The sequence below is a fragment of the Aromatoleum sp. genome, assembly GCF_032027225.1.
GTDB lineage: Bacteria > Pseudomonadota > Gammaproteobacteria > Burkholderiales > Rhodocyclaceae > Aromatoleum.
In genome coordinates this window covers 231,270-250,386 of the sequence record NZ_JAVSMM010000004.1, presented here as the reverse complement: position 1 = coordinate 250,386, position 19,117 = coordinate 231,270, and the positions used below count along the sequence as shown (strand labels likewise).

Annotated in this window: 16 protein-coding genes; 12 read left to right on the top strand and 4 right to left on the bottom strand. The window is 67.6% G+C overall.

What is annotated here, in order from left to right; translation table 11 throughout:
* Positions 1-10 precede the first annotated feature (10 nt).
* Positions 11-1,738: a cobaltochelatase CobT-related protein gene (locus tag ROZ37_RS07390; protein WP_312658590.1), complete on the bottom strand. Its 1,728-nt coding sequence runs from the start codon at positions 1,736-1,738 to the stop codon at positions 11-13.
* Entirely contained in the window at positions 1,738-2,715 is a 978-nt protein-coding gene (locus ROZ37_RS07385; protein WP_409449939.1) for an AAA family ATPase, read from the bottom strand. Before ROZ37_RS07385 ends, ROZ37_RS07390 begins: the two co-directional genes overlap by 1 nt.
* Before the next feature lie 247 nt (positions 2,716-2,962).
* On the opposite strand from ROZ37_RS07385, the gene ROZ37_RS07380 reads away from it, so the two are divergent.
* The 12 genes from ROZ37_RS07380 to ROZ37_RS07325 all read left to right on the top strand — a co-directional run bounded on the left by ROZ37_RS07380 (position 2,963) and on the right by ROZ37_RS07325 (position 17,175).
* The gene (locus ROZ37_RS07380; RefSeq protein ID WP_312658588.1) at positions 2,963-4,393 is read left to right on the top strand and encodes an amino acid permease; all 1,431 of its coding nucleotides are present in this window, start codon (positions 2,963-2,965) and stop codon (positions 4,391-4,393) included.
* A 355-nt stretch (positions 4,394-4,748) separates the two neighbouring features.
* A complete protein-coding gene (xsc, locus tag ROZ37_RS07375) occupies positions 4,749-6,560 on the top strand; it encodes a sulfoacetaldehyde acetyltransferase (protein WP_312658586.1) in 1,812 nt (603 codons plus the stop codon).
* A gap of 235 nt (positions 6,561-6,795) precedes the next feature.
* Positions 6,796-7,800 (top strand): YeiH family protein, encoded by a 1,005-nt coding sequence (locus ROZ37_RS07370; protein WP_409449940.1) that lies wholly within the window; start codon positions 6,796-6,798, stop codon positions 7,798-7,800.
* A 36-nt stretch (positions 7,801-7,836) separates the two neighbouring features.
* Complete coding sequence (thiC, locus tag ROZ37_RS07365; protein ID WP_409449938.1) at positions 7,837-9,726, top strand: phosphomethylpyrimidine synthase ThiC; 1,890 nt, start codon at positions 7,837-7,839, stop codon at positions 9,724-9,726.
* A gap of 51 nt (positions 9,727-9,777) precedes the next feature.
* Positions 9,778-9,987: a sulfur carrier protein ThiS gene (thiS, locus tag ROZ37_RS07360; RefSeq protein WP_409449937.1), complete on the top strand. Its 210-nt coding sequence runs from the start codon at positions 9,778-9,780 to the stop codon at positions 9,985-9,987.
* Between the two features lie 110 nt (positions 9,988-10,097).
* Positions 10,098-10,946, top strand: a complete 849-nt coding sequence (locus tag ROZ37_RS07355) for a thiazole synthase (RefSeq protein ID WP_312658584.1) — start codon at positions 10,098-10,100, stop codon at positions 10,944-10,946.
* A 144-nt stretch (positions 10,947-11,090) separates the two neighbouring features.
* On the top strand, positions 11,091-11,507 hold the full coding sequence (locus ROZ37_RS07350) for a nuclear transport factor 2 family protein (protein ID WP_312658583.1): 417 nt from the start codon (positions 11,091-11,093) through the stop codon (positions 11,505-11,507).
* A gap of 27 nt (positions 11,508-11,534) precedes the next feature.
* Positions 11,535-12,971: an FAD-binding oxidoreductase gene (locus tag ROZ37_RS07345; protein WP_312658582.1), complete on the top strand. Its 1,437-nt coding sequence runs from the start codon at positions 11,535-11,537 to the stop codon at positions 12,969-12,971.
* A gap of 169 nt (positions 12,972-13,140) precedes the next feature.
* Positions 13,141-14,139: a TRAP transporter substrate-binding protein gene (locus ROZ37_RS07340; protein WP_312658581.1), complete on the top strand. Its 999-nt coding sequence runs from the start codon at positions 13,141-13,143 to the stop codon at positions 14,137-14,139.
* Between the two features lie 205 nt (positions 14,140-14,344).
* On the top strand, positions 14,345-14,896 hold the full coding sequence (locus ROZ37_RS07335) for a TRAP transporter small permease (RefSeq protein WP_312658580.1): 552 nt from the start codon (positions 14,345-14,347) through the stop codon (positions 14,894-14,896).
* Positions 14,897-14,912: 16 nt separating this feature from the next.
* Positions 14,913-16,253 (top strand): TRAP transporter large permease, encoded by a 1,341-nt coding sequence (locus tag ROZ37_RS07330; protein ID WP_312658578.1) that lies wholly within the window; start codon positions 14,913-14,915, stop codon positions 16,251-16,253.
* Between the two features lie 28 nt (positions 16,254-16,281).
* A complete protein-coding gene (locus ROZ37_RS07325; protein WP_312658576.1) occupies positions 16,282-17,175 on the top strand; it encodes a cache domain-containing protein in 894 nt (297 codons plus the stop codon).
* A 22-nt stretch (positions 17,176-17,197) separates the two neighbouring features.
* On the opposite strand, the gene ROZ37_RS07320 is transcribed toward ROZ37_RS07325, so the two are convergent.
* Complete coding sequence (locus tag ROZ37_RS07320) at positions 17,198-18,040, bottom strand: DMT family transporter (protein ID WP_312658575.1); 843 nt, start codon at positions 18,038-18,040, stop codon at positions 17,198-17,200.
* A complete protein-coding gene (locus ROZ37_RS07315) occupies positions 18,037-19,113 on the bottom strand; it encodes a LysR family transcriptional regulator (RefSeq protein ID WP_312658573.1) in 1,077 nt (358 codons plus the stop codon). Before ROZ37_RS07315 ends, ROZ37_RS07320 begins: the two co-directional genes overlap by 4 nt.
* Positions 19,114-19,117: the final 4 nt, after the last annotated feature.

Sequence of the window (19,117 nt, the reverse complement as noted above, 5' to 3'; positions counted from 1 at the left end):
GGCGGTGCGCTCAGCGTTTGCGACGCCCGCCGATGAGTTGCACGATGTCGGAAAAGAGCGCGTTGTCGAGCCCCTGCGTCAGGTCGGTCGCAAGGCTGCGGCGATAGAACGGGCTCAGGTCGAGCCCGACGCCGAGCCCGAGGACCTCCACCGCGCCTTCGCGCTCGCGCCGCGCGACGACGTCCTTCAGGTGATTGTCGAGGTAGAACGGATCATTTGCGAGTCCGGTCGCGCTGTCCGACGGGCAGCCGTCGGAGATCACGACGAGGATGCGGCGCGACGCGGTCGTCGCGAGCAGCCGGTTGCACGCCCAGTCGACCGCCTCGCCGTCGATGCCTTCGCGGAACAGGTCGGCCTTGAAGAGCGCGGCGATGTCGCGACGCGCGCGTCGCCACGCGCGGCCGGCGTCCTTGAAGATGAGGTGGCAGACTTCGTTGAGGCGCCCCGGGTGCGGCGGCCGGCCGCGGCTCGTCCAGTCCTGGTACGCGCGGCCGCCGTTCCACGCGCCGGTCGTGAAGCCGAGCAGCTCGGTCGCGACGTCGATCATTCCGAGCGCGCGGATCAGCACGTCGAGCAGCACCGCGACCGGCTCGATATGCGTCTTCATCGAACCCGAGCAGTCGAGCAGGAAGCCGACGACGCAGTCGGCCTGCGGCACGAAGCGTTCGCGCCGGAACACGCGGCGCTCGGCCGGCGAGCTGATGAGCTGCGCGAGCCGGCGGCCGTCGATGCGGCCTTCCTCCTCGCCGTAGCGCCAGCCGTCCTGCGCCGGGCGCGCGAGCACCGCGGCGAACTGGCGCGCGAGGCGCGGGAGATTCACCGCCTGCTCGGCGACGCGCCGATCGAGCCGCTCGCGGTATTCGGCGAGCAGCGCGCGGCGCAATAGCGTGCCGGCGGCGAGCTCGGTGTCGAAGCGCGTCGTATGCACGCGGTACGCGAGCGCGGCGTCCTCGAACACCTTGCTCGCGCCGGTCGTCGCCGCGGCGATGCCGTCACCGGTGTCGTCGGCGTCGTCGAAGTCGAGCAGCAGCGCGAAGCCGCGCTTCGCATCGTCGTCCTTCGCGTCGGCGTCGTCGTCTCCGGCCGCGGCCTGCTCGGCGCGCACGCGCTCGCCGACGACGCGCGCGATCGCGAGCGCGTGCGGCGCATACGTGCGCTGGTCGTGACGCTCGCGGCGAAGGCCGGCGAGCGCAGTGCCGAGCGCGGACACGAGCGACATCCGCGTGCTCTCGATGTAGTCCTCGGTCTCTTCGAGCACGCGCCGGGCGTTCAGCCGCGACCAGCACATCTGCGCGACGGTGTACAACAGGATGCCGACGCTGCCTTCGGTGAGGCCGGAGCGGTAGAACGCGCGCGACCAGTTGTCGAAGCGCGCGTGGAGGTTCGCCGCGAGTCCGGGCATCGCGGCCGGCGCGAGGGTCTCGACGCGCAACTGCTCGAGGAGCTCGAACACGAGGCGCTCGACCGGGTCGGCGGGCACGAGGCTCGCGTGCAGCGCGGCGTCCGAATGCAGTAGGCGCAGCGCGGCGCCGTCGGCCGCGGCGCGGCAGTCCGCGAAGCCGTCGACAGCGGGATCGACCGCGAGCTGCGGCGCGTGCAGCGGCACGCGGCGCTCGCCGGCGTAGAGCCGCCGGCCGCGGTAGTGCAGTGCGGGATCGCCGGTCAGCGCGCGCAGCGTCGCGGCACAGAGCTCCTCGACTTTCTGCTGGCGCCGCGCCGCCTGCTGCGCGCTCGGCATCACAGTGCCGCCGGCGCACGCATCCACGATTCTTCGAGCTCGTCGCCGAAGCAGCGCTGGTAATACTCGGCGACGATCGGCCGCTCGACTTCGTCGCACTTGTTCAGGAAGGACAGCCGGAACGCGAGCGCCGGATTGCGGAAGATCTCGCAGTTCTCGGCCCAGGTGATCACGGTGCGCGGCGACATCAGCGTCGACAGGTCGCCGGCGGCGAAGCCTTTGCGCGTGAGGTCGGCGACCGCGACCATCGCCGCGACCAGCTCGCGGCCCTTGTCGTGGTTTTTCGCCGGCACGCGCGCGAGCACGATCGCGACTTCCTCGTCCGGCGGCAGGTAGTTCAGCGTCGCGACGATGTTCCAGCGGTCGATCTGCGCATGGTTGAGCACCTGCGTGCCGTGGTAGAGCCCGGTCTGGTTGCCGAGGCCGACGGTGTTCGACGTCGCGAACAGGCGGAAGTACGGGTGCGGGCGGATCACGCGGTTCTGGTCGAGCAGCGTGAATTTGCCGTCGCGCTCGAGGATGCGCTGGATCACGAACATTACGTCGGGGCGCCCGGCGTCGTACTCGTCGAAGATCAGCGCGATCGGCCGCTGCAGCGCCCACGGCACGATGCCTTCCTGGAATTCGGTGACCTGGCGGCCGTCGCGCACGACGATCGCGTCCTTGCCGACGAGGTCGAGCCGGCTGATGTGGCCGTCGAGGTTCACCCGCACGCACGGCCAGTTCAGGCGTGCGGCGACCTGCTCGATGTGCGTCGATTTGCCGGTGCCGTGCAGGCCCTGAACCATCACCCGGCGGTCGCGCGTGAAGCCCGCGAGGATCGCGAGCGTCACGTCCGGATTGAAGCGGTAGGCGCCGTCGATTTCCGGCACGTGGTCGTCGCGCGTGTCGAACGCGGGGACTTCGAGGTCCGAATCGATGCCGAACACCGAGCGCACGGACACCTTGCGGTCCGGTCGGTCGAGCGCGAGTTCCATCACGGCGGTCTCCTGAGTTCTTCGGTCGGAGCCATGATAGAGATGTTCCGATTAAAGATACAAGTAGTTCCGAAAATAGAAACTTGGTATTGACGATTGCTGGCGGCCGGCCTAGATTGGATAAAGGCGCTGCATCCAACCATAGAGCGCCGTACATGGCCGGCCTCCGCCGACCGGAGATGGGCAGTCAGGATCGGCCGTACCGCCGATCCGGACGTCGAAACCCACAGGACCAAAGGAGACAGACGTGAAATCCAACTCGGTAGATTCGGGTGGCGGCCTGCAGCACGGCCTCAAGCAGCGGCACATGACGATGATCGCGCTCGGCGGCGTCATCGGCGCGGGCCTCTTCGTTGGCAGCGGCGTCGTGATCAAGTCCGCAGGCCCGGCCGCGGTGCTGTCCTTCCTGCTCACCGGCGGTCTCGTCGTGCTCGTGATGCGCATGCTCGGCGAGATGGCCGTGGCGATGCCCGCGACCGGAGCCTTCTACGAATTCGCGCGCACCGCGTGGTCGGACCGGCCGGCCGTCGGCAATCTCGCCGGCTTCCTGACCGGCTGGATGTACTGGTACTTCTGGGTCATCGTCGTCGCGGTCGAAGCGGTTGCCGGCGCCGACCTCGTACGCTACTGGCTGCCCGACGTGCCGGCGTGGTCCATCAGTCTCGTCCTCCTCGTGATGCTGACGATGACCAACCTGGTGTCGGTGAAGTCGTTCGGCGAGTTCGAGTTCTGGTTCGCGTCGATCAAGGTCGCGGCGATCGTCGTGTTCCTGTTTCTCGGCGGGCTGTACGTGTTCGGCATGTGGCCCAATGTGGCGGCGAACGTGTCGAACCTCACCGTACACGGCGGCTTCATGCCGAACGGCATCGTGCCGGTACTGACCGGGGCGGTCGCCGCGACCGCCTTCTACTTCGGCGCCGAAATCGTCACCGTCGCCGCGGCCGAAACGTCCGAGCCGCAGCGTGCGGTCGCGAAGGCGACCAACTCGGTGATCACGCGCGTGCTGTGCTTCTACGTCGGGTCGGTATTGCTCGTCGTATGCCTCGTACCGTGGAATTCGGCCGGCATCGCGACGCCCTACGTCAGCGCGCTCGACGCGATCGGCATTCCGGCGGCCGCGCAGATCATGAACGCGATCGTGCTGATCGCGGTGCTGTCGGCGCTGAACTCGGGTCTCTACGCGTCGTCCCGGATGCTGTTCGCGCTGACCCGGCGCGGCGACGCGCCGCAGGCGCTGGCGAAAGTCAGCCGCAACGGCGTGCCGGTCCCGGCGATCCTCGTGGCGACGCTGTTCGGCTACGGTGCGGTCGTGATGTCCTACGTGTCGCCCGACACCGTCTTCGCGTTCCTCGTCAATTCGTACGGCACTGTCGCGATCTTCGTCTATGTGTCGATCGCGGTATCGCAGCTGCGCCTGCGTGCGCGCCTCGAAAGGGAAGACCCGGCGCGGCTGCGCGTGAAGATGTGGTGCTATCCCTACCTCACGTGGGTCGCGATCGTCGGCATGATCGCGATCCTCGTCGCGATGGTCTTCATTCCCGAACAGCGCCTGCCGCTGCTGCTCGGCGTCGTAAGCCTCGGCATCCTGCTCGTGGCGTACGCGGCGAAATGCCTCTGGGGGTCGAAACCGGAGTTCGAACCGGTCGTGATCGAAGTGCAGGCGTTCGAGAAGCCGTAGTCAGCGCCCGCCCCGGAAAGGGGCCGGACCGCTGCGCGCCCCGCGCGCCGCGATTCGACGGCACCCGATCCGGGTGCCGTTTTCAATTCTCGCCGCAGCTTCCTGGCTCGTCGACGCAGCGCTTGTGCTCGCCAGTGACGGAGCCGGTCGTCGTTCGGGCAGCGCGCTCCTTGCGAGAGGGGTTCCGTTCGCTTGAAAGAATTTCGAATAAAGAGACGAATAGTTCTAAAAAACGAAATAACCAGTTGACGCCTCGCCCGTCTCCGCCTACAGTGTATTCAAGTATCGAAAAACGGAACAAAAAGTGCCGAAATCGATAACTTGACCCCACCCACTCGAGTCAGGAGACAGGAAAATGAGCGAGAAAGACCCCCGCAGCGTCGTCAGCGGCCCGCACAAGATGACCCCGTCGGAAGCCTTCGTCGAAACCATGGTGGCCAACGGCGTGACCGACATGTTCGGAATCATGGGATCGGCGTTCATGGACGCGATGGATATCTTCGCGCCCGCCGGCATCCGCCTGATCCCGGTCGTGCATGAGCAGGGCGCGGGCCACATGGCCGACGGTTTCTCGCGCGTGTCCGGCCGCCACGGGGTGGTGATCGGTCAGAACGGCCCCGGCATCTCGAACTGCGTGACCTCGATTGCGGCGGCTTACTGGGCGCACAGCCCGGTCGTGATCGTGACGCCCGAGACCGGCACGATGACGATGGGCCTCGGCGGCTTCCAGGAATGCAAGCAGCTGCCGATGTTCCAGGAATTCACCAAATACCAGGGCCACGTGACGCATCCGGCGCGGATGGCCGAGTACACCGGCCGCTGCTTCGACCGTGCGATGAGCGAGATGGGTCCGACGCAGCTCAACATCCCGCGCGACTACTTCTACGGCGAGATCACGTGCGAGATCCCGAAGCCGTCGCGGCTGGACCGCGGCGCCGGCGGCGAGCAGAGCCTCAACGAAGCCGCCGAAATCCTCGCGACCGCGAAATTCCCGGTGATCATCTCCGGCGGTGGCGTCGTGATGGCCGACGCGATCGAGGAGTGCAAGGCGCTCGCCGAACGCCTCGGCGCGCCGGTCGTCAATAGCTACCTCCACAACGACTCGTTCCCCGCGAGTCACCCGCTGTGGTGCGGCCCGCTCGGCTACCAGGGCTCGAAGGCGGCGATGAAGCTGATCAGCCAGGCCGACGTCGTGATCGCGCTCGGCTCGCGCCTCGGGCCTTTCGGCACGCTGCCGCAGCACGGCATGGACTACTGGCCGAAGAACGCGAAGATCATCCAGATCGACGCCGACAACAAGATGCTCGGCCTCGTGAAGAAGATCTCCGTCGGCATCTGCGGCGACGCGAAGGCCGCGGCCGTAGCCCTGACGCAGCGCCTCGCAAAGCGCGCGCTCGAATGCGACGCGACGAAGGCGCAGCGCGCCGACAGGATCGCGACCGAGAAGGCCGCATGGGAGCGCGAGCTCGACGAATGGACGCACGAGCGCGACCCGTTCAGCCTCGACATGATCGACGAGAACGCGAAGGAGAAGACCTTCAACGGCGGCCATTACCTGCACCCGCGCCAGGTGCTGCGCGAGCTCGAGAAGGCGATGCCCGAGGACGTGATGGTGTCGACCGACATCGGCAACATCAACTCGGTCGCGAACAGCTACCTGCGCTTCGAGAAGCCGAGGAGCTTCTTCGCCGCGATGAGCTTCGGCAACTGCGGCTACGCCTTCCCGACCATCATCGGCGCGAAGGTCGCCGCGCCGCACCGTCCGGCGGTCTCGTACGCCGGCGACGGCGCCTGGGGCATGAGCCTGATGGAGACGATGACCTGCGTGCGCCACAACATCCCGGTGACCGCGGTCGTGTTCCACAACCGGCAGTGGGGCGCGGAGAAGAAGAACCAGGTGGACTTCTACAACCGCCGCTTCGTCGCCGGTGAGCTCGACAACCAGAGCTTCGCCGAGATCGCGCGCGCGATGGGCGCCGAGGGCATCACCGTGGATCGGCTGGAGGACGTGGGCCCGGCACTGAAGAAGGCCATCGACCTGCAGATGACCCACGGCAAGACCTGCATCGTGGAAATCATGTGCACGCGCGAGCTCGGCGACCCGTTCCGCCGCGACGCGCTGTCGAAGCCGGTGCGCCTCCTCGACAAGTACAAGGACTACGTGTGAAAGCTCGCGAATAGGTCTGCTGCGTAAGCGGATTTCGCCCCGGTGATGCGCGCCGTACCTCTCGTACGGCAGCGCGTCGCCGGGCCGGACTCGGGCCGCTCGCGACGATTTCTTCGCAATCCCAGGTCTCGTTGCTCGCGGGTGCTGGCGGTGCAATACGCCGCCGGCATCCGGCCCGACATCCCCACCGGACACCGATCCAATGACCACTCAAACGACCGTTGCGCCACCCGTGATGTTCAGCGAAGTGCGCGCGCTGATGCCGGGTTTCATGCTGTGCACGGTGATCGCGATCACCGCGACCTTCGTGTCCGATCACTACGGCGGCCCCCAGTTTCTGTATGCGCTGCTGATCGGCATCGCGTTCCACTTCCTCGCCGACAGCGAGAAATGCATCCCCGGCATCGAGGCGTCGGCGAAGAAGCTCGTGCGCTTCGGCGTCGCGCTGCTCGGCGCGCGCATCGTCGCGACCGACGTCAGCGACCTCGGTCTTGTCGGCGTCGGCGCGCTCGTCGGCGCGGTCGTGCTGACGATCTCGTTCGGCCTGTTGTTCGCGCGGCTGCTCGGTCTGCCGCCGATGCTGGGCCTTTTGTCGGGCGGCGGCACCGGCATCTGCGGCATCTCGGCGACGCTCGCGATCTCGTCGACGCTGCCGGCGACGCGCGAGAACGAGCGCTACACGCTGCTGACCGCGATCGGCGTCGCGATCTTCTCGACCGCCGCGATGGTGCTCTATCCGCTCGTCGTCAAGGCGGCGGGACTGTCGGTCAGCGAGGCCGGGCTCTTCCTCGGCGGCTCGATCCACGACGTCGCCCAGGTCGTCGGCGCCGGCCTGATCATCTCGCCCGAAGTCGGCGATGCGGCGACGCTCGCGAAGATGTTCCGTGTCGCGATGCTGATGCCGGTCGTCGTCGTGCTCGGGATGGTGTTCCACGCCGAGCGCAAGCGCGAAGTCGGCGCGAGCGGCAAGAAGACGCCGGTGCTGCCGCTGTTCCTCGTCGCGTTCGCCGCGCTGGCGGCGTTGAACAGCGTCGGTCTGCTGTCGCCCGAAGTCGTCGAGGTGAGCTCGAACGTGTCGCGCTGGTGCCTTGTGATCTCGATCGCCGCGCTTGGCGTGAAGACCTCGCTCGAGAAGCTCGCCGAGCTCGGCTGGAAGCCGATCGCGCTGCTGTCCGGCGAAGCGCTGTTCGTCGCCGCCTACATGCTCGCGATGGTCTTCCTCAGCCGCGCGCTCGCGTAAAGCCCCGTCCAGCCCCGACTCCCGACAGAGAACATCATGAACGCGCCAGAAAAATTCCTAGCCGCGAACGCGCACGTCGACGAAGCGGCGATCGCGCCGCTGCCGAACTCGCGCAAGATCCACGTCGCAGGCTCGCGCCCGGACGTCCAGGTGCCGATGCGCGAGATCTCGCAGGCCGACACGCCGACCGCCTCATTTGCCAACACTCGTGGCGAGCGGAACCCGCCGATCTTCGTCTACGACACCTCGGGCATCTACACCGACCCGAACGCCAAGATCGACATCCGCTCGGGCCTGCCCGCGCTGCGCCAGCAGTGGATCGAGGAGCGCGGCGACACCGAAGTGCTCGCCGACCTGTCGTCCGAATTCGGCCGCCAGCGCGCCGCCGACCAGAGCCTCGACGAGCTGCGCTTCCCCGGCCTGCACCGCCATCCGCGCCGCGCGAAGGCCGGCGCGAACCTCAGTGGCAATGTCACGCAGATGCACTACGCCCGCCGCGGCATCATCACGCCCGAGATGGAATACATCGCGATCCGCGAGAACATGAACCGCGCGGCCTACGTCGAGCCGCTGCGCGCCACCGGCCCGACCGGCGAGAAGATGGCGAAGCTGCTGACCCGCCAGCATCCGGGCCAGTCGTTCGGCGCGGCTATTCCGGCCGAGATCACGCCCGAGTTCGTGCGCTCGGAAGTCGCCCGTGGGCGCGCGATCATCCCGAACAACATCAACCACCCCGAGTCCGAGCCGATGATCATCGGCCGCAACTTCCTCGTGAAGATCAACGCCAACATCGGCAACTCGGCGATCGGCTCGTCGATCTTCGAGGAAGTCGACAAGATGACCTGGTCGATCCGCTGGGGCGGCGACACGGTGATGGATCTGTCCACCGGCAAGAACATCCACGAGACGCGCGAGTGGATCATCCGCAACAGCCCGGTGCCGATCGGCACGGTGCCGATCTACCAGGCGCTCGAAAAGGTGAACGGCAAGGCCGAGGAGCTGACCTGGGAGATCTTCCGCGACACGCTGATCGAGCAGGCCGAGCAGGGCGTCGACTACTTCACGATCCACGCCGGGGTGCTCTTGCGCTACGTGCCGATGACCGCCAACCGCATGACCGGCATCGTCTCGCGCGGCGGCTCGATCATGGCGAAGTGGTGCCTCGCGCACCACAAGGAAAGCTTCCTCTACACGCACTTCGAGGACATCTGCGAAATCATGAAGGCCTACGACGTGGCCTTCTCGCTCGGCGACGGCCTGCGTCCGGGCTCGATTTTTGATGCCAACGACGACGCGCAGCTGGGTGAATTGAAGACGCTCGGCGAGCTCACCGACATCGCGTGGAAGCATGACGTGCAGACCATCATCGAAGGCCCGGGCCACGTGCCGATGCACTTGATCCGCGAGAACATGGAGCTGCAGCTCGAGCATTGCAAGGAAGCCCCCTTCTACACGCTCGGGCCGCTCACCACCGACATCGCGCCGGGCTACGACCACATCACGAGCGGCATCGGCGCGGCGCAGATCGGCTGGTATGGCACCGCGATGCTCTGCTACGTGACGCCGAAGGAGCACCTCGGCCTGCCGGACAAGAACGACGTCAAGGAAGGGATCATCACCTACAAGCTCGCCGCGCACGCCGCGGACCTCGCGAAGGGCCACCCCGGCGCGCAGATCCGCGACAACGCGCTGTCGAAAGCGCGTTTCGAATTCCGCTGGGAAGACCAGTTCAACCTCGGCCTCGACCCGGACAAGGCGCGCGAATTCCACGACGAGACGCTGCCGAAGGAATCGGCCAAGGTCGCGCACTTCTGCTCGATGTGCGGCCCGCACTTCTGCTCGATGAAGATCACGCAGGACGTGCGCGACTTCGCCGCCAAGGAAGGCCTCAAGGAAGAGGAAGCCCTCGCGAAGGGCATGGAATGAAGTCGGTCGAGTTCGTGAAGAGCGGCGCCGAACTCTACCGGAGGTCCTGAGATGCAATCCCTGACGATCGAACTCAACGGCGCCGCGCACGAGCTCGGTGCGGGCGCGACGCTGCACGACCTGATTGCGAGCCTCGAACTCGTCGGCAAGCGCGTCGCGGTCGCAGTGAACCGCGAAGTCGTGCCGGCGCCGCGCTGGTCCGAGCGCGCGCTCAGCGCGGCCGATCGCGTCGAAGTCGTCGTCGCGATCGGCGGCGGCTAGAAGTCAATCATCTCCCGGTTTCCAAAGGCCGTTCGGGCCCGAGCGCTTCGACGTGCTCAGCGCGAACGGCCGTATCCGATCGCCGCCTCAATGATGGAAGGAACGAAGACATGAAGCTCAACGACACGCCCGACGGCTCGTTGCGCGCCCTGCCGGCCGCGGATGAGGGACTCACGATCGCCGGCCGGACTTACGCGTCGCGCCTCTTGGTCGGCACCGGCAAGTACCGCGACTTCGAGGAGACGCGCGCGGCGGTCGACGAGAGCGGCACTGGAATCGTCACGGTGACGATCCGCCGCGTGAACATCGGTCAGCACGCGAACGAGCCGAGCCTGCTCGACGCGGTGCCGCCGGACCGCTTCACGATCCTGCCGAACACCGGCGGCTGCTACAACGCAAAGGACGCGGTCTACACCTTGCAGCTCGCGCGCGAGCTTCTCGACGGCCACCCGCTGTGCAAGCTCGAAGTGCTCGGCGACGAGAAGACGCTGTTCCCGAACATGCCCGAGACGCTGAAGGCGGCCGAGGCGCTGGTGAAGGACGGTTTCGACGTGATGGTGTATTGCAGCGACGACCCGATCCAGGCGCGCATCCTCGAAGACATCGGCTGTGTCGCGGTGATGCCGCTCGCGAGCCTGATCGGCTCGGGCATGGGCATCCTGAACCCGTGGAACCTGTCGCTGATCATCGAGCAGGCGAAGGTGCCGGTCATCGTCGACGCCGGCGTCGGCACCGCGTCGGATGCGGCGATCGCGATGGAGCTCGGCTGCGACGGCGTGTTGATGAACACCGCGATCGCCGGCGCGCGCGACCCGATCCGGATGGCGCACGCGATGCGGCTCGCGGTCGAGGCGGGGCGTGACGCGTGGCTCGCGGGCCGTATTCCGCGCCGTTTCGCCGCGTCGCCATCGTCGCCGATGGCCGGTCGCGTCGCGTCAGCAGCGGGCCGATTTCCATAAAGTTTCAAAAAAAAGTCTAAAACGTACCAAAAATCGAAATATGTATTGACAACCCAGGGCTTCGACCCTAATGTTGATTTAGTTCCGAAAAACGGTACAAAATGTTCGTATAAACGATAAAACAAAGTGAAGGAGACGGAATCCATGAGCACCACGACCCTCGCCGAACCCTGCACCGAGGCGACCGCCGACACCCTCGCGGCCTTCGCGGACGCGTGGAATCGGCACGACATCGACGCGCTGATGAGCTTCGTGACCGACGACTGCGTATTCCATGCGGTGGCCGGCCCCGAACTGTTCGGCAAGAGCTTCGAAGGCCGCGACGCGGTACGCACCGGCTTCCAGCTCGCATGGCAGACCTTCCCCGACGCCGCGTGGCTCGACGGCGAGCATTTCGTCTGCGGCGACCGCGGCGTCTCGGAGTCGACGTTCTGCGGCACGAAGGCGGACGGCACGCGCATCGAAGCCCGCATGGTCGACGTCTTCACGTTGCGCGACGGCAGGATCGCGGTCAAGAACGCGTACCGCAAGGACCGTCCGCCGGTCGCGAAGACCGCCTGAGGCGGAAGGAACAGCAGGAGTCGGGACATGGAAGCCATTGCAGAAAAGCGGATCGTCACGAACGTGCGTGCGACCGCCCCCGCCCAACCCTACGACCCCGCCTACGACCCGCTCGTATCGGCGACGCCGGGGCAGGGACGCGACTACGCGCCGACCTACTGGATCGGCACCGCGGGCGAGCCGCCCGCCGACGACGGACCGGTCACGCACGACATCGACGTCGACGTCGCGATCATCGGCTCCGGCTTCACGGGCCTGACGGCGGCGATCTCCCTCGCCGAGAAGCATGGCATCAAGGCGACGGTGCTCGAAGCGAACCGCAGCGCGTGGGGCTGCAGCACGCGCAACGGCGGCCAGGCGCAGTGCGCGTCGGGGCGCCTCAAGCGCGCGCAGTGGATCGAGCGCTACGGCCTGGACACCGCGTTGCGGCTGCACGAGGAAGTCTGCGACGCGATGCAGACCTTCAAGGACCTGATCCGTGACATCGACTGCGACCCGCAGCCGGGCGGGCACCTCTACATCGCGCACAAGCCCCGCGTGATGCCGGTGCTCGAGAAGGAAGCGAAGATCCTGCGCGACGTCTTCAAGTACGACGCGCGCATCCTCGACGCCGACACCGTCAAGCGCGACTACGTCGACGACAAGGAGGCTGCGGGCGCGATGCACGAGCCCGAAGGCATCGGCATCCACGCCGGCAAGCTCGCGTTCGGCTACCTGAAGAAGGCCCGCGCGCTCGGCGTGAAAGTGCACCCGGCGAGCCCGGTGATGGGCTGGGAGACGAAAAACGGCGTGCATTACCTGAAGACGCCCGGCGGCATCGTGCGGGCGCGCGCGGTCGGCGTCGCGACCGGCGGCTACACGTCGAACAGCCTGCACCGCGAGTTCAGGAATCGGCTGCTGCCGATCCTGTCGAACTCGATCGTCACGCGCCCGCTGACGCGCGCCGAGATCGATGCGTGCAACTTCCGCACGACGCAGGTTCTCACCGACACGCGCATCCTGCGCCATTACTACCGGCTGCTGCCCGACAACCGCGTGCAGATCGGCAGCCGCAGCGCGATCACCGGGCGCGACGCGCCGCAGGACAAGTACCGGGAGTTCCTGATCCGCGACCTGCACCGCAAGTTCCCGGCGCTCGAGGGCATCCAGATCGACTACTCGTGGTGGGGCTGGGTCGATGTGTCGCACGACATGATGCCGCGCATCGTGCAGCCGGACCCGAAGGCGTCGCTGTACTACGCGCTCGGCTACGGCGGCAACGGCGTGATGTATTCGGCGCAGGCGGGCCGCCGGCTCGCGGAGAACATCGCCGGCGTGCGCACGCCGGAGCTGCCGATCTTCCGCTCGCGGCTGCCGTTCCCGAACGTGCGCGAGATGGTCGAAGCCGAACTCTTCGCGCCGTTCCGCCGCTTCGGTCAGTGGTGGCTGTACCGCTGGTACCACTTCAAGGACGAAGTGCTCTGACACGCGCGCCGGCGATCGCCGGCAGCGCGATATCCCCGAGAAACGCGAAGCCGGGTGCGAGAGGCGCCCGGCTCCCCGGCGCACGTCCGCTCCCCGCACGATCCCAGGGGCACGGTCCGCAATGCAGCAAGGCTGCAACACCCACTAGAAAGAGATCGAGGAGACAAGAATGAAATTCCGCAAGAACGTACTGCTTCCGTTCGTCGCCGCCGCGAGCCTCGTCGCCGCCGCCCCGTCCGCGCTCGCGGCGACCTTCAAGATGGCCGTCGGCGACGCCGCCGGCGGCACGCAGTGGGAGCTCGGCACGAGCTTCGCGAAGAGCTTCGAGCAGAAGACCGGCGGCAAGCACAAGGTCGATCTGTTCCCGAACGGGCAGTTGGGCAGCGAGGAAGACACGATCAACAACGCGTCGATGGGCGTGCTCGACTTCTCGATCCTCGCGGTGAACAACATCACGCCGTTCTCGCCGACGGTCGGCCTGCTGACGATGCCGTACGTGATCCAGAGCGCCGAGGACGCGAAGAAGCTCACGCAGGGCGAAGTCGGCAAGGAGCTCGCCGCGAACACGATCCGCGACGCGGGCGTGCGCATCGTCGGCTGGGCGTATTCGGGCTTCCGCGTGCTGACGAACTCGAAGAAGCCGGTCAGGACGCTCGACGACCTGAAGGGGCTCGTGATCCGCGTGCCGAAGAACGAGATCATGATCGCGTCCTACCAGGCGTGGGGCGTCAATCCGACGCCGATGTCGTGGTCGGAGACTTTCACCGGGCTGCAGCAGCGCGTCGTCGACGGCCAGGACAACCCGTACATCACCGTGTCGGCGATGAAGTTCTACGAAGTGCAGAAGTACATCACGAACGTGCGCTACATCTTCTCGCTCGAGCCGCTCGTCGTCAGCGAATCGGTGTTCCAGGAGCAGAAGCCCGACGTGCAGAAGGCGATCCTCGACGCCGGCCGCGAAGCGACCGAGCACAGCTTCAAGTACCTGCTCGAGACCGAAGAGAAGATCAAGAAGGATCTCGTCGCGCGGGGCATGCAGATCACCGAGCCGGCCGACGGCGAGAAGGAGTGGATCGCGAAGGCGACCACCGCCGTGTGGCCGAAGTTCTACAAGAGCATCGGCGGCAAGGAGAAGCTCGACCGTGCCCTGAAGACGCTCGGCCGCTGATCGGCCGCGGCGGGTCGCGGAGCACGAGGGCAGCGCGCAGGCACCGCGCAGGCACCGCGCGCTGCGGGCCTCCGTGCGTCCGTGATCCGCCGCCCGGCACCCCCCCGCCCCAAGTCGCAATACGCCGCTTCGGTTCCTCCTCGCTTCGCCCGCCGGTCCGCCGGCGCGCGCCGAACCGTTGCGCCCCGCCTTCCTGGAGTCGCTCATGTCCGTATCGCGCGTCCTCGTCAACATCGTTTCGAACATCGAGGAATACCTGTGCGAGACGCTCCTCGCGTTCTTCGTGCTGCTGCTCTTCGTGCAGATCCTGCTGCGCCAGTTCTTCCAGTACTCGCTGCCGTGGGGCGAAGAGCTCGCGACCTACATGTTCGTGTGGTTCGCCTACCTCGGCGCGGTCGTCGCCGCGAAGATGTCGGCGCACAACCGCGTGTCCTTCCATTTCCGCTTTTTCCCGCCGATCGTGAAGAAAGTCAGCGAGGCGATCGCCGACCTGATCTGGGTCGCGTTCAACCTGTATTTCGTCTGGCTCAGCTACGACTTCGTCTTCAACCGCATGAACGCGTTCTGGAAGTCGCAGACGATCGGCCTGCCGATGAAGTACTTCTACATGATCCTGCCGGTCGCCTTCCTGCTGATGTCGCTGCGCATCCTGCGGAACAACTACCTCGCGCTGTTCAAGGGCGTCGCGATCGTCGATCCGGAAGCCGAGGAAATCGAGAATCTCAAGCGCGTCGCGACCGCGAACGCCGCCGCCTGACGCCGGAGCCACAAAGATGGATGCCTTCATTCTCGAAATCCTGTTCGGCGGCTTCTTCGTGCTGCTGCTGCTCGGCGCGCCGATCACGGTGTCGCTCGCCGGCGCCGCGATGGGCGCCTTTCTCGTGCTCGACAAGAACCCGATCGCGTTCGTGCAGATCGCCTTCACGTCGGTCGGCAGCTTCCCGCTGATGGCGCTGCCGGCCTTCGTGCTCGCCGGCGCGCTGATGGAGGCGGCCGGCATCTCGAAGCGCCTCGTCGACATCGCCGAATCGCTCGCCGGCCCGATCACCGGCGGCCTCGGCGCGGCGACCGTGCTCGCGTGCCTGTTCTTCGGCGCGATCTCGGGTTCCGGCCCGGCGACGACCGCCGCGGTCGGCATGCTGATGATCCCGGCGATGACGCAGCGCAAGTACGAGCGCAGCTACGCATCGGCAGTCACTGCGGCGTCCGGTGGCCTCGGCATCATCATCCCGCCGTCGATCCCGATGGTGATCTTCGGCATCTCGGCGCTCGGCATGAACCCGCCGGCCGAAGCGATCGAGAAGTACGGCGCGTTCGAGTCGCTGTCGATCCCGAAGCTCTTCGTCGCCGGCGTGATTCCCGGGTTGATCATGGCGGGGAGCCTGCTTGCGGTGAACTACATGATCTCGGACAAGCGCGGCTACCGCGGGCTCACCGAGAAATGGTCGACCGGCGAAATCAAGACCGCGCTGCGCCGCGGCGTGTGGTCGATCCTCGCGCCGGTGATCATCCTCGGCGGCATCTACACCGGGCTCTTCACGCCGACCGAATCGGCGATCGTCGCAATCTTCTACACGCTGTTCGTCGGCTTCGTGCTGCACCGCGAGCTGAAATTCCCGGCGCTCTTCAACTCGCTGAAGACGACGACGTGGATCACCGGCCGCGTGCTGCTGATCCTGTTCGCGGCGACGGTGTTCGGCCGCCTGCTCGTCGAGCAGCGCATCCCGGCGACAATCGCGGAGTCGCTGCTGAACCTCACCGACAGCCTGTACCTGATCTGGACGCTGGTGATCCTGTTCCTGCTCTTCGTCGGCATGTTCATGGAGACGCTCGCGGCGATCATGATCCTGGTGCCGGTGCTGCTGCCGGTGATGTACATGATGGGTGCGGACCCGACGCACGTCGGCATCGTCGTGATCTGCGCGCTGTCGATCGGCTTCCAGACGCCGCCGCTCGGCGAGAACCTGTTCGTCGCGTCCGGCATCGGCGGCGCGACGGTCGAGGACATCGTCGCGCGCATCCACCCCTTCGTGATCGCCTCGACGATCGCGGTGTTCCTCGTCGCGTTCATTCCGAACCTGTCGCTGTGGCTGCCGCGGATGATGGGCTACTGACCGGCGATCATCGGCAAGGAGAGACCGAATGAAGTTTTCGACCACCCGCATCGCCCGCGCGTTTGTGCTCGGGGGCCTCGCGCTGGCGGCCGGCAGCGCGCTGTCGCAGGACGCGCGCTCTCCCGGCGCCGCCGCCGATGCGCTGCGCGTCGTGACGCCGGCCGAGCAACGCGCCGTCGCGCTCCTCGACCGTGCCGTGCGCCACGTCGAGGCGCGCGGCGAGGCCGGCGTCGCCGCGTTCAGCCGCGACGAGCAGCTCATCGACCGCGACCTCTACGTGTATGCGCTGCGCACCGACGGCCGCTTTCTCGCGAGCGGCGGCTTCTCGGCCGCGCTCGTCGGCACCAACGTGCTCGACTACACGGATGCCGACGGCAAGGCGTTTTTCCGCGACATTGTCGCAGTCGCGCGCGAGCAGGGCGGCGGCCGCGTCGAGTACAAGTGGTTCAACCCCGCCGACAGCCGCGGTGAGCCGAAAGTGACGCTGTTCCGCAAGATCGGCGAGCTGATCGTCGCGGTCGGCTACTTCTCGCCGCGCGCGACGCCGACGGACGCGAAGGCGATGCTGCGCGCGGCGACGAAGGCGGTCGACGCCGACCAGCGGCAGGCGTTCGCCGACTTCCAGCGCGCCGACGGCCGCTTCGTACGCGACGACCTGTACGTATTCGCGGTCGATCTCGCGAGCGGACGCTTCGTCGCGCACGGCGCCGACCCGCGGCTCGTCGGCACCGACGCGAACCGTCTCGTCGATTCGCAGGGGCAACGCATCGTCCCCGGGATGATCGCGCGGCTCGGCGACGGCAGCAGCGCGGAGTTCGACTACCAGTGGGTGAATCCGGTGTCGGGCCGGACCGAGGCGAAGCGCAGCTTCCTGCGGCGTAGCGGTGACATGCTGGTCGGCGTCGGCTACTACACGCGCTGACGGAACGCTGCCCGGCGCAGGCTCATTTGCGTGCGCGGCGGGCGATGACGAGCGCGATGCCGCCCAGCACGGCGGCCGACGCGAGCGCGAGACGCAACGTGACCGGCTCGGCGAGGAACATCGCGGCGCCGAGCGCGGCGATCACCGGCACGCTGAGCTGCACCGTCGCCGCGCTCGTCGCGCGCAGGCCGGGCAGCGCGCTGTACCAGATCGCATAGCCGAGGCCCGAAGCGAGCGCGCCCGATGCGACGGCGTAGGCGACGCCCGCAGCGTCGAAGTCGGCGCGCGCGAGCATCGTGAGGCCGAGAACCGCGGCGAACGGCAGCGCGCGGACGAAGTTGCCCGCCGTCACCGCGGTCGCGTTGCCGGCGTCGCGGCCGCGCAGCGAATAGATGCCCCAGGCGATGCCCGACGCAATCATCAGCGCGGCGCCGCCCGCCGGTGGCGCCGACAGGCCGGGCAGCAGCAGCCCGACCAGGCCGCCGCCCGCGAGCGCGAGCCCCGTCCACTGGACAGCGTCGAGCCGCTCGCCGCGCCACAGCCCGTAGCCGATCATCGTCGCCTGCACCGCGCCGAACAGCAGCAGCGCCCCGGCCGCGGCCGGCAGCGTGAGATAGGCATACGAGAACGCCGCCGCGTACGCGAACAGCGCGAACGCGGACGGCCAGTTGCCGTGCGGACCGATGCGGCCGCCGCGCAGACGCACGAGGAGCCACAGCATCAGCGCGCCGGACGCGAGCCGGATTGCGGTGAAGCTCGCGGCGTCGATGTGCGCGTCGCGCAGCGCGATGCGGCAGAGCAGCGAGTTCGCCGCGAACGCGAGCATCGCGGCGACGGTGAGCAGCGCGGTTCTCGTCGGGCTCATTGCGGCGACGCCTCGACGGCGGCGAACGACGGCGCGGCGAGCGGGTCGGCCGCGGTCTGCGCGATCTCATCGAGCAGCCAGTGGCGGAACGCGGCGATGACCGGGCGTTCGAGCGACGCCGGCGGACAGACGACGTGATAGGCGAGGCGCGAGCGCAGCGGCCGGTCGAACGCGACGACGAGTTTCCCCGCGTCGAGTTCGGCGCGCATCAGCGCCGCACTCGCGAGCAGCACGCCCTGCCCGGTGATCGCCGCTTCGAGCGCGAGGAGGCCGTTGCCGAAGCGCTGTTCGCGCAGCGGCGCGGTCGGCATCACTCCGGCCGCGCGCAGCCATTCGCTCCAGCCGGAGCGCTCGGCGCCGCGCAGCAGCGTCGCATCGACGAGCAGCGGCAGCGCGAGTAGCGCGTGAGGCGTTGCCAGACGCGCGAGGAGGTCGGGCGCGCACATCGGCACCCGCACGAGCTCGAGCAGCGGCGCGGCGTCGAGGTCGGCGTAACGGCCGTAACCCAGTCGCACCGAGAGGTCGATGCCGGAGCCCTGGAACGCCGCCGCCGTCACCGGCCCGCCCGGCTCGGCGTCCACCGAGCTCAGGCTCGCCTGCAGCCGCAGCTCGGCCTCTGGGCAACGCGCGTAATACCGGTGCAGTCGCGGCACCAGCCATTTCGTCGCGAACAGCGGCTCGGCGCACACGGTGATGACCCAACGTTCGTCGCCGTGCGCGCGCATCCGCTCGACCGCCTCGCCGAGCGCGGCGAAGCCTTCCTGCAGCCGTGGCAGCGCGGCCTTCGCGGCACGGGTCGGCACGACCTTGCGGTGGTGGCGCTCGAAGAGCTCGATGCCGAGGTGGTCTTCGAGAGCCTTGATCTGATGGCTGACTGCGGCCGGCGACACATGCAGCGCCTTCGCCGCCGCCGCGAAGCTTCCGAGCCGGGCCGCGACCTCGAAGTAGTTGAGCGCAATCAGCGGCGGCATGCGCGGCGCGGCTGCGCGCGGCGTGCAGGCGCTGGACGGCTCCAGCGCCTCGCCGGCCGCGGCTTGAGCGACATCGAGCGATGAGGGAGGCATTCGTTTCATCGCG

Coding starts and splice junctions, on each gene's coding strand:
- ROZ37_RS07315 (WP_312658573.1), bottom strand. CDS start 19,113: ATGAAACGAATGCCTCCCTCATCGCTCGATGTCGCTCAAGCCGCGGCC.
- ROZ37_RS07390 (WP_312658590.1), bottom strand. CDS start 1,738: ATGCCGAGCGCGCAGCAGGCGGCGCGGCGCCAGCAGAAAGTCGAGGAG.
- thiC (WP_409449938.1), top strand. CDS start 7,837: ATGAACGCGCCAGAAAAATTCCTAGCCGCGAACGCGCACGTCGACGAA.
- xsc (WP_312658586.1), top strand. CDS start 4,749: ATGAGCGAGAAAGACCCCCGCAGCGTCGTCAGCGGCCCGCACAAGATG.
- ROZ37_RS07355 (WP_312658584.1), top strand. CDS start 10,098: ATGAAGCTCAACGACACGCCCGACGGCTCGTTGCGCGCCCTGCCGGCC.
- ROZ37_RS07340 (WP_312658581.1), top strand. CDS start 13,141: ATGAAATTCCGCAAGAACGTACTGCTTCCGTTCGTCGCCGCCGCGAGC.
- ROZ37_RS07325 (WP_312658576.1), top strand. CDS start 16,282: ATGAAGTTTTCGACCACCCGCATCGCCCGCGCGTTTGTGCTCGGGGGC.
- ROZ37_RS07320 (WP_312658575.1), bottom strand. CDS start 18,040: ATGAGCCCGACGAGAACCGCGCTGCTCACCGTCGCCGCGATGCTCGCG.
- ROZ37_RS07330 (WP_312658578.1), top strand. CDS start 14,913: ATGGATGCCTTCATTCTCGAAATCCTGTTCGGCGGCTTCTTCGTGCTG.
- ROZ37_RS07385 (WP_409449939.1), bottom strand. CDS start 2,715: ATGGAACTCGCGCTCGACCGACCGGACCGCAAGGTGTCCGTGCGCTCG.
- ROZ37_RS07345 (WP_312658582.1), top strand. CDS start 11,535: ATGGAAGCCATTGCAGAAAAGCGGATCGTCACGAACGTGCGTGCGACC.
- thiS (WP_409449937.1), top strand. CDS start 9,778: ATGCAATCCCTGACGATCGAACTCAACGGCGCCGCGCACGAGCTCGGT.
- ROZ37_RS07350 (WP_312658583.1), top strand. CDS start 11,091: ATGAGCACCACGACCCTCGCCGAACCCTGCACCGAGGCGACCGCCGAC.
- ROZ37_RS07335 (WP_312658580.1), top strand. CDS start 14,345: ATGTCCGTATCGCGCGTCCTCGTCAACATCGTTTCGAACATCGAGGAA.
- ROZ37_RS07370 (WP_409449940.1), top strand. CDS start 6,796: ATGTTCAGCGAAGTGCGCGCGCTGATGCCGGGTTTCATGCTGTGCACG.